Annotated in this window: 16 protein-coding genes; 7 read left to right on the top strand and 9 right to left on the bottom strand. The window is 60.2% G+C overall.

Annotated elements, in window-relative coordinates; all coding sequences use genetic code 11:
* Positions 1-3: 3 nt before the first annotated feature.
* The 9 genes from hisD to PS14A_RS03590 form a co-directional block, all read right to left on the bottom strand.
* The gene (gene hisD / locus PS14A_RS03630) at positions 4-1,341 is read right to left on the bottom strand and encodes a histidinol dehydrogenase (protein WP_212615329.1); all 1,338 of its coding nucleotides are present in this window, start codon (positions 1,339-1,341) and stop codon (positions 4-6) included.
* A 127-nt stretch (positions 1,342-1,468) separates the two neighbouring features.
* Positions 1,469-2,104: an ATP phosphoribosyltransferase gene (gene hisG, locus PS14A_RS03625; RefSeq protein ID WP_016771668.1), complete on the bottom strand. Its 636-nt coding sequence runs from the start codon at positions 2,102-2,104 to the stop codon at positions 1,469-1,471.
* Between the two features lie 128 nt (positions 2,105-2,232).
* On the bottom strand, positions 2,233-3,498 hold the full coding sequence (murA, locus tag PS14A_RS03620; RefSeq protein ID WP_016771669.1) for a UDP-N-acetylglucosamine 1-carboxyvinyltransferase: 1,266 nt from the start codon (positions 3,496-3,498) through the stop codon (positions 2,233-2,235).
* 22 nt (positions 3,499-3,520) lie between these two features.
* Positions 3,521-3,760, bottom strand: coding sequence for a BolA family protein (locus tag PS14A_RS03615; RefSeq protein ID WP_039769303.1), 240 nt, complete (start codon positions 3,758-3,760; stop codon positions 3,521-3,523).
* A 115-nt stretch (positions 3,761-3,875) separates the two neighbouring features.
* On the bottom strand, positions 3,876-4,181 hold the full coding sequence (locus PS14A_RS03610) for an STAS domain-containing protein (protein ID WP_130909585.1): 306 nt from the start codon (positions 4,179-4,181) through the stop codon (positions 3,876-3,878).
* Positions 4,178-4,831 (bottom strand): ABC transporter substrate-binding protein, encoded by a 654-nt coding sequence (locus PS14A_RS03605; protein ID WP_110603726.1) that lies wholly within the window; start codon positions 4,829-4,831, stop codon positions 4,178-4,180. Before PS14A_RS03605 ends, PS14A_RS03610 begins: the two co-directional genes overlap by 4 nt.
* Positions 4,832-4,842: 11 nt before the next feature.
* A complete protein-coding gene (mlaD, locus tag PS14A_RS03600; RefSeq protein WP_016771673.1) occupies positions 4,843-5,310 on the bottom strand; it encodes an outer membrane lipid asymmetry maintenance protein MlaD in 468 nt (155 codons plus the stop codon).
* Positions 5,310-6,107: a lipid asymmetry maintenance ABC transporter permease subunit MlaE gene (mlaE, locus tag PS14A_RS03595; RefSeq protein ID WP_016771674.1), complete on the bottom strand. Its 798-nt coding sequence runs from the start codon at positions 6,105-6,107 to the stop codon at positions 5,310-5,312. Before mlaE ends, mlaD begins: the two co-directional genes overlap by 1 nt.
* The gene (locus PS14A_RS03590) at positions 6,107-6,916 is read right to left on the bottom strand and encodes an ATP-binding cassette domain-containing protein (RefSeq protein ID WP_212615328.1); all 810 of its coding nucleotides are present in this window, start codon (positions 6,914-6,916) and stop codon (positions 6,107-6,109) included. The genes mlaE and PS14A_RS03590 overlap by 1 nt, the downstream gene beginning before the upstream one ends.
* 272 nt (positions 6,917-7,188) lie before the next feature.
* Here PS14A_RS03590 and PS14A_RS03585 point away from each other — a divergent pair, with 272 nt between their 5' ends.
* The 7 genes from PS14A_RS03585 (at position 7,189) to raiA (ending at position 12,564) form a co-directional block, all read left to right on the top strand.
* Positions 7,189-8,163 carry a KpsF/GutQ family sugar-phosphate isomerase gene (locus PS14A_RS03585; RefSeq protein WP_041477981.1) on the top strand — a complete coding sequence of 325 codons (975 nt, stop codon included), beginning with the start codon at positions 7,189-7,191 and terminating at the stop codon, positions 8,161-8,163.
* Positions 8,163-8,687 (top strand): HAD family hydrolase, encoded by a 525-nt coding sequence (locus tag PS14A_RS03580; RefSeq protein WP_212615327.1) that lies wholly within the window; start codon positions 8,163-8,165, stop codon positions 8,685-8,687. The genes PS14A_RS03585 and PS14A_RS03580 overlap by 1 nt, the downstream gene beginning before the upstream one ends.
* 8 nt (positions 8,688-8,695) lie before the next feature.
* Complete coding sequence (gene lptC, locus PS14A_RS03575) at positions 8,696-9,268, top strand: LPS export ABC transporter periplasmic protein LptC (protein WP_212615326.1); 573 nt, start codon at positions 8,696-8,698, stop codon at positions 9,266-9,268.
* Positions 9,255-9,800 (top strand): lipopolysaccharide transport periplasmic protein LptA, encoded by a 546-nt coding sequence (lptA, locus tag PS14A_RS03570; RefSeq protein WP_016771679.1) that lies wholly within the window; start codon positions 9,255-9,257, stop codon positions 9,798-9,800. The genes lptC and lptA overlap by 14 nt, the downstream gene beginning before the upstream one ends.
* On the top strand, positions 9,800-10,525 hold the full coding sequence (lptB, locus tag PS14A_RS03565; RefSeq protein ID WP_024011621.1) for an LPS export ABC transporter ATP-binding protein: 726 nt from the start codon (positions 9,800-9,802) through the stop codon (positions 10,523-10,525). Before lptA ends, lptB begins: the two co-directional genes overlap by 1 nt.
* A 166-nt stretch (positions 10,526-10,691) precedes the next feature.
* Entirely contained in the window at positions 10,692-12,182 is a 1,491-nt protein-coding gene (locus PS14A_RS03560) for an RNA polymerase factor sigma-54 (RefSeq protein WP_130888597.1), read from the top strand.
* A gap of 73 nt (positions 12,183-12,255) precedes the next feature.
* Complete coding sequence (gene raiA, locus PS14A_RS03555; protein ID WP_007912419.1) at positions 12,256-12,564, top strand: ribosome-associated translation inhibitor RaiA; 309 nt, start codon at positions 12,256-12,258, stop codon at positions 12,562-12,564.
* Positions 12,565-12,566: the final 2 nt, after the last annotated feature.

Raw genomic sequence — 12,566 nt, 5'->3', positions numbered from 1 at the left:
CGCTCAGTTCCCCTGCCCTTTCAGAAAGTCTTGGTCTTTGAGGCGGTATTCGGCGCTGCGTGCGTGGGCGCTCAGCGATTCACCACGGGCCAGTACCGATGCTGTTTTGCCCAGCTCGGAAGCGCCGGCCTCGGAGCAGAAGATGATCGACGAGCGCTTCTGGAAGTCGTAGACGCCCAGCGGCGAGGAGAAACGCGCGGTGCCGGAAGTCGGCAACACGTGGTTCGGGCCGGCGCAGTAGTCGCCCAACGCTTCGGAAGTGTGGCGGCCCATGAAGATCGCACCGGCGTGGCGGATCTGCGGCAGCCAGGCCTGTGGATCGGCGACCGACAATTCCAGGTGTTCCGGGGCGATGCGGTTGGCGACTTCGATGGCCTGGGCCATGTCGCTCACCTGAATCAGCGCACCTCGGCCATTGATCGAAGTTTCGATGATGGTCGCGCGGTCCATGGTCGGCAGCAGTTTGTCGATGCTCGCAGCCACCTTGTCGAGGAACTCGGCGTCGGGGCTGACCAGAATCGCTTGCGCGTCTTCGTCGTGCTCAGCCTGGGAGAACAGGTCCATGGCAATCCAGTCCGGATCGGTCTGGCCGTCGCAGACCACAAGAATTTCCGAAGGGCCGGCGATCATGTCGATGCCGACCTGGCCGAACACATGGCGCTTGGCCGTGGCCACATAGATATTGCCCGGGCCGACAACCTTGTCGACACGCGGCACGCTTTCGGTGCCGTACGCCAGGGCGGCAACCGCTTGCGCGCCGCCGATGGTGAACACGCGGTCGACACCGGCGATGCAGGCAGCGGCCAGCACCAGCTCGTTGATTTCACCGCGCGGGGTCGGCACGACCATGACCACTTCGGTCACGCCGGCCACCTTGGCCGGAATCGCGTTCATCAATACCGACGACGGATACGAGGCCTTGCCGCCCGGCACGTAAAGGCCTGCGCGATCCAGTGGCGTGACTTTCTGGCCCAGCACGGTGCCGTCAGCCTCGGTGTAGCTCCAGGAATCCTGCTTCTGTTTTTCGTGATAGCTGCGCACGCGGGCGGCGGCTTTTTCCAAGGCCTCGCGTTGCGGCACAGTGATGCGGGTCAGGGCCAGTTCAAGGCGCTCGCGCGGCAGGATCAGGTCGGCCATCGAGGCGACTTCAAGACCGTCGAACTTCTGGGTGAATTCGACCAGCGCCGCGTCACCGCGCTCGCGCACAGCCTTGATGATGTCGAGCACGCGCTGATTGACCGAGTCGTCAGACACACTTTCCCAGCTCAGCAGATGATCCAGATGATGCGCGAAATCCGGGTCAGCAGCGTTGAGTCGGCGAATTGCAGTCGGTGCGGTCATAGCGAGAGCCTCATAGGAATTGGCAAAAAAACTCAGGCGCCCGAAACTAGCATTCGATCCGCTTGGGCACCTGAGAATTCTGGCTATGAGGCGGATAGACGGCGCGGCCTCGGGCCGCGCTGGTAGATCAGCCGCGGTGTCGCGATTCCACTGCGTTGCGCAGGGTGTCGATCAACGCCTGGATTCGGGCGTGCTGCATTTTCATCGAAGCCTTGTTGACCACCAGACGCGAGCTGATCGTGGCGATCAGTTCCTGTGGCTCCAGGCCGTTGGCGCGCAGGGTGTTGCCGGTGTCGACCACGTCGATGATCTTGTCGGCCAGGCCGATCAGCGGCGCCAGCTCCATCGAGCCGTACAGCTTGATGATGTCGACCTGACGGCCCTGCTCGGCGTAATAACGCTTGGCAACGTTGACGAACTTGGTCGCCACGCGCAGACGGCCCTTGGGCTCGGCCGCGCCGATCTTGCCGGCGGTCATCAGCTTGCACTGGGCGATCTGCAGGTCCAGCGGCTCGTACAGGCCCTGGCCGCTGTATTCCATCAGCACGTCCTTACCGGCGACGCCGAGGTCGGCCGCGCCATGCTCGACATAGGTCGGCACGTCGGTGGCACGCACGATCAGCAGACGCACGTCGTCCTGGGTCGTGGGAATGATCAGCTTGCGGCTCTTGTCCGGATTCTCGGTCGGCACGATGCCCGCTTCAGCGAGAAGCGGCAGGGTGTCGTCAAGGATGCGGCCCTTGGACAGTGCGATGGTCAACATGGGAAACGTCAGTCCTTATCAAGGTACTCATGCCCGGTCGCAATTGGCGCCGGACACACATCGAGGGTGCGTACACCCTCGACTCGAAACGAATTCAGTGGACACGTCCTTGTGTCCCGATGCAGCGATCAGCCCGGAACGCGGCGGATCTTGGCACCCAGCATTTGCAGTTTTTCTTCGATGCACTCGTAACCACGGTCTATGTGGTAGATGCGGTCGATCAGCGTGTCGCCTTCGGCAACCAGCGCCGAAATCACCAGGCTGGCCGATGCGCGCAGGTCGGTGGCCATGACTGGCGCGCCCTTGAGCTTCTCGATACCGGTGACGATGGCAGTGTTGCCTTCAACCTGGATGTGCGCGCCCATGCGGTGCAGTTCGTACACGTGCATGAAGCGGTTTTCGAAGATCGTCTCGATCACCGCACCGGTGCCTTCGGCAATGGCGTTGAGCGAGATGAACTGGGCCTGCATGTCGGTCGGGAACGCCGGGTACGGCGCGGTGCGCACGTTGACCGCTTTCGGGCGCTTGCCGTGCATGTTCAGCTCGATCCAGTCTTCACCGCAGGTGATTTCCGCACCGGCTTCACGCAGCTTTTCCAGCACTGCTTCGAGAATGGTCGGATCGGTGTCCTTGACCTTGACGCGGCCACCGGTGACGGCAGCAGCGACCAGGTAGGTGCCGGTTTCGATACGGTCAGGCATGACCTTGTAGAAGGCCGAACCCAGACGCTCGACGCCATCAATGGTGATGGTGTCGGTGCCAGCACCGGAAACCTTGGCGCCCATGGCATTGAGGAAGTTCGCCAGGTCGACCACTTCAGGTTCGCGAGCGGCGTTCTGCAACACGCTGCGGCCTTTGGCCAGTGCAGCGGCCATCATGATGTTCTCGGTACCGGTCACGCTGACGGTGTCGAAGAAGAAGTGTGCGCCGCGCAGGCCGCCTTCAGGCGCCTTGGCCTTGATGTAGCCGCCTTCGACGTCGATGACCGCGCCCATGGCTTCCAGACCGCGGATGTGCAGGTCGACCGGACGCGAACCAATGGCGCAACCGCCAGGCAGTGCGACTTCGGCTTCACCGAAACGCGCGACCATCGGGCCGAGCACAAGGATCGACGCGCGCATGGTTTTCACCAGTTCGTACGGCGCGATCAGGGTCTTGATGGTACGTGGGTCGATTTCGACGCTGAGCTTCTCGTCGATCACCGGCTCGATGCCCATGCGCCCGAACAGCTCGATCATGGTGGTGATGTCGTGCAGGTGCGGCAGGTTGCCAACGGTGACCGGGCCATCGCACAGCAAGGTCGCGGCCAGAATCGGCAGGGCGGAGTTCTTCGCGCCGGAAATGCGGATCTCGCCATCAAGACGAGCGCCACCGGTAATAATCAATTTATCCATTAGTATCTCGACGCCCTAGGGCTCAGGTGCGCTCGGCCCAGGCCGCGCTGCTGAAAAATTTCATAGTGACCGCGTGGATGCTGCCATCGGCGATCCATGGGTTCAAATGGGCATAGATGCTTTGCTGACGCTTCACCGGGCTCAACGCCGCCAGTTCATCGCTGATCACGTTCAGTTGGAAGTTGCAGCCTTCGCCTTCAACTTCTACCAGCGTTCCTGGCAGCTTTCCTTCAAGGAAGCTCTTCACTTCTACGGCCTGCATGCTCAACCTCAATCGGCGCCCTGTGCGCACGGGTCGGACATCATACAAAAAAGCCCCGCGCCTGCGAACCCCGCAACGCAGGACTCTGACGGGGGGCTTCTTTATAGATGCTGGTTCAGGGATGCGCCAACAGCTCGGTCAGTTCACTGACCTGAGCGATTTCGCGCATGTCTTCGGGCATCGCGCGGATGCTGACGGCCTTGCCGGCCGCCTGTGCATCACGCATGAAGCACAGCAGCAACGACAGGCCGACGCTGCTGGACTTCTGCACCGCCGAACAATCGATGACCAGCGCCGACGCCTTGCTCGACTTGATCAGCGCCTGCCCTTCCTTGCGCAGCTCAGGCCCGGTGCGGTAATCCAGCACGCCGCTGAGCACCAGCTCGTCGACATCACTCATACGAACTGCCGCCTCACTCATTGCGCTGGCTTCGCGGCGGCTTTGTCGGTTTCCTGCTTGGCCTTGGCCACTTCACCGGCCCAGCCATCGATGGTCTTGTCCAGATCGTTGCCATTGCGCTGCATGGCGTCGGCGAACTGGTCACGGAACAGCTTGCCGATGTTGATGCCATTGATGATCACGTTGCGCAGCTTCCACTCGCCGCTGATCTTCTCAAGCGTGTACTGCACCGGATAGATCGCGCCGTTGCTGCCCTTGACGGTCATGTTGACGCTGGTGCGCTCGCCCGATTCGTCTTTGGCCGGGTCAACGGTGATGCCCTGGTTGTTGTATTCCAGCAGAGCGTTACCGTAGAACTGGAACAGACCGCGCTTGAAGTTTTCCTGAAAGCGCTGCATCTGCTCAGGCGTGGCCTTGCGCGAATACTTCACGGTCATGATGCTTTTGGAGATGCCCTCGGCATCCACCACCGGACCGACAATGTTGTTCAGCGCCGCATAGAAATCCTGCGGATCCTGCTTGTACTTCTCTTTGTTTGCCTGCAAGTCGGCAAGCATCCGGTTCGTGGTGTCCTGAATCAGGTCATGAGCCGATTGCCCCGGTGCAGCGTTAGCCATCAACGGCAGGGCCGCGAGCAACACCAACAGGCCACGTCGCAAGATAGAGATCATTCAAAAGCTCCTCATTTGGCGTCTTTGCTAACGGTATTGAGCAGGAATTTACCGATCAGGTCTTCCAGTACCAGTGACGACTGCGTGTCGTGGATGGTTCCACCGTCTTTCAACTGGGTGTCTTCACCGCCGACGCTGATACCGATGTATTTCTCGCCCAGCAGACCCGCGGTGAGGATAGACGCTGTGGAATCGACCGGCAGGTTGTCGACCTTCTTATCCACTTGCAGCGTGACCCGACCGGTGAAGCTGTCGCGATCCAGATCGATAGCGGTGACCTTGCCGATGGTCACACCGGCCATGGTCACTTTGGCTCTGACCGTCAGACCGGCGATATTGTCGAAATACGCATACAACTTGTAAGTGTCGGTGGACGAAGTCGGAGACAGGCCGCTGACGCGCAAGGCGAGCAGCAGCAAAGCCAGGATCCCTGCCAGCAGGAACAGGCCGACACCGATTTCCAGGGTGCGGTTTTGCATCAGAAATCTCCAAACATCAAAGCGGTCAGAATAAAGTCCAGGCCGAGCACTGCCAGCGAGGCAAACACCACGGTCTTGGTGGTGGCACGACTGATCCCCTCGGAAGTGGGCTCACAGTCATAGCCTTGGAATACGGCGATCCAGGTCACCACAAAGGCGAAAACGACACTCTTGATCACGCCATTGAGCACGTCACTGGTGAAATTCACGCTGTTCTGCATGTTCGCCCAGTACGAGCCTTCATAAACGCCCAGCCAGTCGACTGCGACCCACGAACCGCCCCAGATGCCGACGACGCTGAAGATCATCGCCAGCACCGGCAGGGAAATGAAGCCGGCCCACAGGCGCGGGGCAATGATGTACTTGAGCGGATCGACACCGATCATTTCCAGGCTGGACAACTGCTCGGTGGATTTCATGTTGCCGATCTCGGCGGTCAACGCCGAACCGGCGCGCCCGGCAAACAGCAACGCGGTGACAACCGGCCCCAGTTCACGCAGCAGCGTCAGGGCGACCATCTGCCCCACCGCCTGCTCTGAACCATAGCTGGAAAGAATGCTGAAGCCCTGCAACGCCAGGACCATGCCGATGAAAATGCCGGAGACCACGATGATCACCAGCGACATGACGCCGACCGAATGCAGCTGCTTGACCAGCAGGCCGAAACCACCGCTGATACCGCCACGGCCCAGCAGGGCGTGAAACAGGAACAGGGTCGCCCGACCAAACACCGCGACCGCGTCGATCGCCGATTCGCCGAACCGACGCACGCGTTCCATCAATGAAATTCTGCGCATCAGCGCTTCCCCAGAAGATCTGCGCGGTAATCCGTCGCTGGAAAGTGATACGGCACCGGGCCATCGGGATCACCGGTCATGAACTGGCGGATACGCGGGTCATCGGATTTCATCAGCTCATCCGGTGTGCCTTGGCCCAGCACCTGACCATCGCCCACTACATAGATGTAGTCGGCAATGCTCGCGGTTTCTGCAAGATCGTGCGAGACCACGATGCTGGTGATGCCCAGGGCATCGTTGAGCAGGCGGATCAGGCGCACCAGCACGCCCATGGCGATCGGGTCCTGGCCCACGAAGGGCTCGTCGTACATGAGAATCTGCGGATCGAGGGCAATCGCCCGGGCCAGCGCCACGCGGCGCTTCATGCCGCCGGACAGTTCGTCCGGCATCAGATCGATGGCGCCACGCAGACCCACTGCCTGCAATTTGAGCAGGACGATGTCGCGGATCATGTCTTCCGGCAGTTGCGTGTGCACCCGCAGCGGGAAGGCCACGTTCTCGAACACATCAAGGTCAGTGAACAGCGCACCGCTCTGAAACAGCACGCCCATGTGCTTGCGCGCATCGAACAGATCACTGCGCGACAGCGTCGGCAGATTCTGCCCGTTGACCCAGACTTCACCGCTGGACGGCCGCAACTGTGCGCCCATCAGGCGCAGCAGCGTGGTCTTGCCGCAGCCGGAAGGCCCCATGATGCCGGTGACCTTGCCGCGGGGGATGCGGATATCGACGTTATTGAAAATGCTCCGCGCACCGCGCTTGAAGGAGACTCCCTTCAGCTCGACCGCGTAGGCGTTATCGGCACTCATCTAAACTCCTTGCGATGCAGCCTCTCACTGGGATGCCAGACTTTCCTCGGAAACACCTGCATCCCGGGCAGGCCGAACTGGCGGCGAACTATATCACTGCAAAGGCTGAGCGCCCAAGCGAGAACCCGGCCAGAATCGCCGACACATGAGGGTCGCAGCGACTTTCAGAGTGTTTTGGTAACCAGTAATGACAAAGCACGACGAACTTGCGTGAGGCTTTGCCACATAACCGCTATAATCGCCGCCTTTTCATCGGCCCATACGATTCTGACATGAGCAAAACCCGCGACCTGATTCAGTCGGCACAACGCACCATCCGCCTCGAAGTGGAAGCCGTCCAAGGCTTGATGGCCCATATCGACGCCGATTTCGTACGCGCTTGCGAGATGATTCTGGCCAGCAAGGGCCGCGTCGTCGTGGTCGGCATGGGCAAATCCGGGCACGTCGGCAACAAGATCGCCGCCACCCTGGCCAGCACCGGCACCCCGGCGTTTTTCGTGCATCCGGCCGAAGCCAGCCATGGCGACATGGGCATGATCACCCGCGACGACGTGATTCTGGCACTGTCGAACTCCGGCTCGACCAACGAAATCGTAACGCTGCTGCCATTGATCAAACGCCTGGGCATCCAGTTGATCAGCGTTACCGGCAACCCGCAGTCGCCCTTGGCGAAGGCCGCCGAGGTCAATCTCAATGTGCATGTCGAGCACGAAGCCTGCCCGTTGAATCTGGCGCCGACTTCTTCTACTACTGCAGCACTGGTCATGGGCGATGCCCTCGCCGTGGCCTTGCTGGAAGCGCGTGGTTTCACCGCTGAAGACTTTGCCTTCTCGCATCCGGGTGGCGCCCTTGGCCGTCGCCTGCTGCTGAAAGTGGAAAACGTCATGCACGCCGGGCAGGAGCTGCCGCAAGTACAACGCGGCACCCTGCTCAAAGACGCGCTGATGGAAATGACCCGCAAGGGTCTGGGCATGACCGCTATTATTGAAGCCGATGGCAAGCTCGCCGGGATCTTCACTGACGGCGATCTGCGCCGCACCCTGGATCGTGCCATCGACATTCGCAGCGCCACCATCGATCAGGTGATGACCGCCCACGGCAAGACCGCCCGGCCCGACATGCTCGCCGCCGAAGCCCTGAAAATCATGGAAGACCATCGAATCAACGCCCTGGTAGTCGTCGACGAGGAGGATCGCCCGATCGGCGCCTTCAACCTCTCCGATCTGCTGCGCGCAGGAGTCATGTAATGAGCAACGATCTGCTGCAACGCGGCAAAGCAATCAAACTGGCAGTGTTCGACGTCGACGGTGTGCTCACCGACGGCCGCCTGTACTTCCTCGAAGACGGCAGCGAGTTCAAGACCTTCAACACCCTCGACGGCCAGGGCATCAAAATGCTGATGAATGCCGGCGTGCAAACGGCGATCATCAGTGGCCGCAAAACCCCGGTGGTCGAGCGCCGCGCGAAAAACCTCGGCATCCCGCACCTGTTTCAGGGGCGCGAAGACAAACTGGTGGTGCTCGACGGCCTGCTCGGACAACTGGGCCTGAGCTATGAAGAAGTCGCCTATCTCGGTGACGATCTGCCAGACTTGCCGGTAATCCGCCGTGTAGGGCTGGGCATGGCGGTGGCCAACGCTGCCGACTTTGTCCGCGAACACGCCCACGGGGTTACCCGCGCCCGCGGCGGCGAAGGTGCCGCCCGCGAATTCTGCGAATTGATCCTGCGCGCCCAGGGCCGCCTTGAAGCGGCCAACGCCGCGTACCTGTGAGCCTGACCATGTTTAGCAAAAAGTTTCGCAACTTCCTGCTGTTCGGCTGCATCGCGGCGATTTTCGCTGCGGTCGGCTATTGGAACATCAGCCCGGAACGCTTCCTCGACAAGCCACCGCTTTCGGCGGCCGAGAATCCGATCGACTGGTACGCGACCAACACGCATACCATTCAGTACCTGCCCGACGGTAAGGTGCAGTACGAGATGACTTCCGACAAGGCCGAGCACGTCAAGGCTACCGATATCACCCTGGTGACCAAGCCTGATTTGAACATGTACCGCGGCACCGACTTCCCATGGCACGTGACCAGTGAGCGCGGCGAAGTGAATTCGGGCGGTACCGAAGTGGAATTGATCGACTCGGTACGCGTACAGCGCACCGACGAGAAACAGCGCGGCACCCTGATCACCAGCACCCGCATGACCGTGTTCCCGCAGCAGGAATATGCGCAGACTGCGCAACCCGTTAGAATCGAGGGCGCTGGCGGTGTATCGACTGGCGTCGGAATGAAAGCGTACCTGAAGGAAAGCAGGATACACCTGCAATCGAACGTAAGAGGACAGTATGAGGCTCGTTAAAACCCTCCCTATTTTGCTCAGTCTGGGCGCAGCACTGGGAAGCGCGAGCGCCTGGTCCCTGCCGAACGATCAGCAGCAGCCTATCCGCATTCAGGCCGACGACGCGCAACTGGACGACAAGAATGGCATCGCCACCTATAAAGGTGACGTGATCATTACCCAGGGTTCGATGATCGTCAAAGGCAACACAGTGACCATGACTCGCGCGCCCAATGGCGACATCGACGTGGTGACCTCGGTGGGCAACCTGGCTTACTTCGAGCAGCTGCAGACCCAGGGCGACGCCAACCCGGTCAAGGGCTACGGCGTGACGATTCAATACCACGCCCAGCAGAACCGGGTGGTGCTGATCGACAAGGCCAAGGTTATCGACAAGGATAACAACGTCACCCAGGGCGAAAAAATCGTCTACGACACCGTGAAGAAACTGGCCAGCGCCGGTCGCGCCACGGGCAGCAAGGTCACCGAATCGCGTCCGCGCATCGACATGGTGATCCAGCCGAAGAAGAAAACCGAAGAGAAATCCCAGTAATGGCAACTCTGAAAGCTCAGCACCTGGCCAAGGCCTATAAAAGCCGCCAGGTCGTGCGTGACGTCAGCCTGTCGATCGACAGCGGGCAGATCGTCGGCTTGCTCGGCCCGAACGGCGCTGGCAAGACTACGTGCTTCTACATGATCGTTGGCCTGGTGCAGGCGGATCAGGGCCGTGTGCTGATCGATGACCTGGATGTCAGCCACCAGCCGATGCACGGCCGCGCCAAGGCCGGTATCGGCTATCTGCCGCAAGAAGCGTCGATCTTCCGCAAACTGTCGGTCGCCGACAACATCATGGCGATCCTCGAGACCCGCCCGGAACTCGACAAGGCCGGTCGTCGCAAGGAGCTGGAAAGCCTGCTGCAGGAATTCCACATCAGCCACATCCGCGACAACCTCGGCATGAGCCTGTCCGGTGGTGAACGCCGCCGAGTGGAAATTGCTCGCGCGTTGGCCACTGCGCCGAAGTTCATCCTGCTCGACGAACCGTTCGCCGGTGTCGACCCGATCTCGGTCGGCGACATCAAGCAGATCATCCATCACCTCAAGGCCAAGGGCATCGGTGTGCTGATCACCGACCACAACGTCCGTGAGACGCTGGACATCTGCGAAACCGCTTACATCGTCAACGACGGTCAACTGATCGCTGAAGGCGATGCCGAAACCATCCTGGCCAACGATCTGGTCAAGGAAGTGTATCTGGGTCACGAGTTCCGCCTGTAAGCGCGACAGCGCTGTATCGATTCAAGGCGCATTTATCCGCTTTAATTGTTACAGCGCTCTAGGCAAACACTTCAGTTTCAGGCATATAATTTGCTTAAGTTTGGCGCTTCGGCGCCCTGTAGTGGATGGCGCAAAGCGCCGGCGAATAAGGTGTTAAGCCCCTGCCATGAAACCATCGCTAGTCTTGAGAATGGGCCAGCAGCTGACGATGACACCGCAGCTGCAACAGGCCATCCGCCTGCTCCAATTGTCGACCCTGGACCTGCAACAGGAGATCCAGGAGGCTCTGGAATCCAATCCGATGCTCGAACGCCAGGAAGAAGGCGACGACTTCGACAACGCCGATCCTCTGGCCGACAACGCCGAACAGAAGCCCGCCGAAATCCAGGAACCCTCCTACCAGGAAACCGCCCCGACGGTGGACAACCTCGAGGATGGCGAATGGAACGAGCGCATCCCCAACGAACTGCCGGTGGATACCGCCTGGGAAGACGTCTACCAGACCAGCGCGAGCAGCCTGCCCAGCAGCGATGACGACGAGTGGGATTTCACCACCCGCACCTCGGCCGGCGAGAGCCTGCAAAGCCATCTGCTCTGGCAACTGAACCTGGCGCCGATGTCCGACACCGATCGCCTGATCGCCGTGACCCTGATCGACTGCATCAACAATCAGGGCTATCTGGACGAAACACTCGAAGAAATTCTTGAAGCGTTCGATCCGGAACTGGACATCGAGCTCGACGAGATCGAAGCCGTCCTGCATCGCATCCAGCAATTCGAGCCCGCCGGGATCGGCGCCCGCAACCTCAGCGAATGCCTGCTCCTGCAACTGCGCCAGTTGCCGGCCAAAACACCTTGGCTGGCCGAAGCCAAGCGGCTGGTCGCCGATTACATCGACCTGCTCGGCAGTCGCGATTACAGCCAGCTGATGCGCCGGATGAAGCTCAAGGAAGACGAGCTGCGCCAGGTCATCGAACTGGTGCAGAGCCTCAATCCGCGTCCGGGCTCGCAGATCGAGTCGACCGAAGCCGAGTACGTCATTCCCGATGTGATCGTGCGCAAGGACAACGAGCGCTGGCTGGTCGAGCTGAACCAGGAATCGGTGCCACGCCTGCGTGTCAACGCCCAGTACGCCGGTTTTGTGAAACGTGCCGACACCAGCGCCGACAACACTTTCATGCGCAACCAGTTGCAGGAAGCCCGCTGGTTCATCAAGAGCCTGCAGAGCCGCAACGAAACCCTGATGAAAGTGGCCACGCAGATCGTCGAACATCAGCGCGGTTTCCTCGAATACGGCGACGAAGCGATGAAGCCGTTGGTATTGCATGACATCGCCGAAGCGGTCGGCATGCACGAATCGACGATTTCCCGGGTGACCACACAAAAATTCATGCATACCCCGCGCGGTATTTATGAGCTGAAATACTTTTTCTCCAGCCACGTCAGCACCTCCGAAGGCGGCGAATGCTCGTCCACGGCGATTCGCGCGATCATCAAGAAACTGGTCGCAGCGGAAAATCAGAAAAAGCCGTTGAGTGACAGCAAGATCGCTGGTTTACTGGAGGCACAAGGCATTCAGGTGGCTCGCCGCACCGTCGCCAAGTACCGCGAATCCCTCGGAATCGCGCCTTCGAGCGAACGCAAGCGGTTGATGTAAGCCACGTTACAGCGTTCCAGTGGCAGGCTTTTCGGCCTGCCGCTTTATGCACTGGCAACGAAGGAGAAGCTGTATGCAAGTCAACATCAGTGGACACCAACTGGAAGTGACCCAACCTCTGCGTTCCTACATCGAGGAAAAACTCCAACGACTGGAGCGACATTTCGACAAGATCACCAACGTGCAAGTCACGATGTGCGTCGAAAAGCTGAAGCAGAAGATCGAAGCCACCTTGCATATCCCCGGCAGCGAAGTGGTCGCCAACGCAGAAGATACCGACATGTATGCTGCGATCGACTCACTCACCGACAAGCTGGATCGCCAACTCAAAAAGCATAAGGAAAAGACCCAGAGCCTCCTCCAGGGCGCGACCGGTCGTTAACC

It is taken from the genome of Pseudomonas sp. 14A (assembly GCF_018132745.1).
Classification (GTDB): Bacteria; Pseudomonadota; Gammaproteobacteria; order Pseudomonadales; family Pseudomonadaceae; genus Aquipseudomonas; species Aquipseudomonas mercuritolerans.
Note: the sequence above shows the minus strand (reverse complement) of the source record. Positions and strands in the feature narration are given on the sequence as shown.

Coding starts and splice junctions, on each gene's coding strand:
- PS14A_RS03580 (WP_212615327.1), top strand. CDS start 8,163: ATGAGCAACGATCTGCTGCAACGCGGCAAAGCAATCAAACTGGCAGTG.
- lptA (WP_016771679.1), top strand. CDS start 9,255: ATGAGGCTCGTTAAAACCCTCCCTATTTTGCTCAGTCTGGGCGCAGCA.
- PS14A_RS03610 (WP_130909585.1), bottom strand. CDS start 4,181: ATGAGTGAGGCGGCAGTTCGTATGAGTGATGTCGACGAGCTGGTGCTC.
- PS14A_RS03560 (WP_130888597.1), top strand. CDS start 10,692: ATGAAACCATCGCTAGTCTTGAGAATGGGCCAGCAGCTGACGATGACA.
- PS14A_RS03615 (WP_039769303.1), bottom strand. CDS start 3,760: ATGCAGGCCGTAGAAGTGAAGAGCTTCCTTGAAGGAAAGCTGCCAGGA.
- PS14A_RS03585 (WP_041477981.1), top strand. CDS start 7,189: ATGAGCAAAACCCGCGACCTGATTCAGTCGGCACAACGCACCATCCGC.
- lptC (WP_212615326.1), top strand. CDS start 8,696: ATGTTTAGCAAAAAGTTTCGCAACTTCCTGCTGTTCGGCTGCATCGCG.
- mlaD (WP_016771673.1), bottom strand. CDS start 5,310: ATGCAAAACCGCACCCTGGAAATCGGTGTCGGCCTGTTCCTGCTGGCA.
- hisG (WP_016771668.1), bottom strand. CDS start 2,104: ATGTTGACCATCGCACTGTCCAAGGGCCGCATCCTTGACGACACCCTG.
- hisD (WP_212615329.1), bottom strand. CDS start 1,341: ATGACCGCACCGACTGCAATTCGCCGACTCAACGCTGCTGACCCGGAT.
- raiA (WP_007912419.1), top strand. CDS start 12,256: ATGCAAGTCAACATCAGTGGACACCAACTGGAAGTGACCCAACCTCTG.
- PS14A_RS03605 (WP_110603726.1), bottom strand. CDS start 4,831: ATGATCTCTATCTTGCGACGTGGCCTGTTGGTGTTGCTCGCGGCCCTG.
- murA (WP_016771669.1), bottom strand. CDS start 3,498: ATGGATAAATTGATTATTACCGGTGGCGCTCGTCTTGATGGCGAGATC.
- lptB (WP_024011621.1), top strand. CDS start 9,800: ATGGCAACTCTGAAAGCTCAGCACCTGGCCAAGGCCTATAAAAGCCGC.
- mlaE (WP_016771674.1), bottom strand. CDS start 6,107: ATGCGCAGAATTTCATTGATGGAACGCGTGCGTCGGTTCGGCGAATCG.
- PS14A_RS03590 (WP_212615328.1), bottom strand. CDS start 6,916: ATGAGTGCCGATAACGCCTACGCGGTCGAGCTGAAGGGAGTCTCCTTC.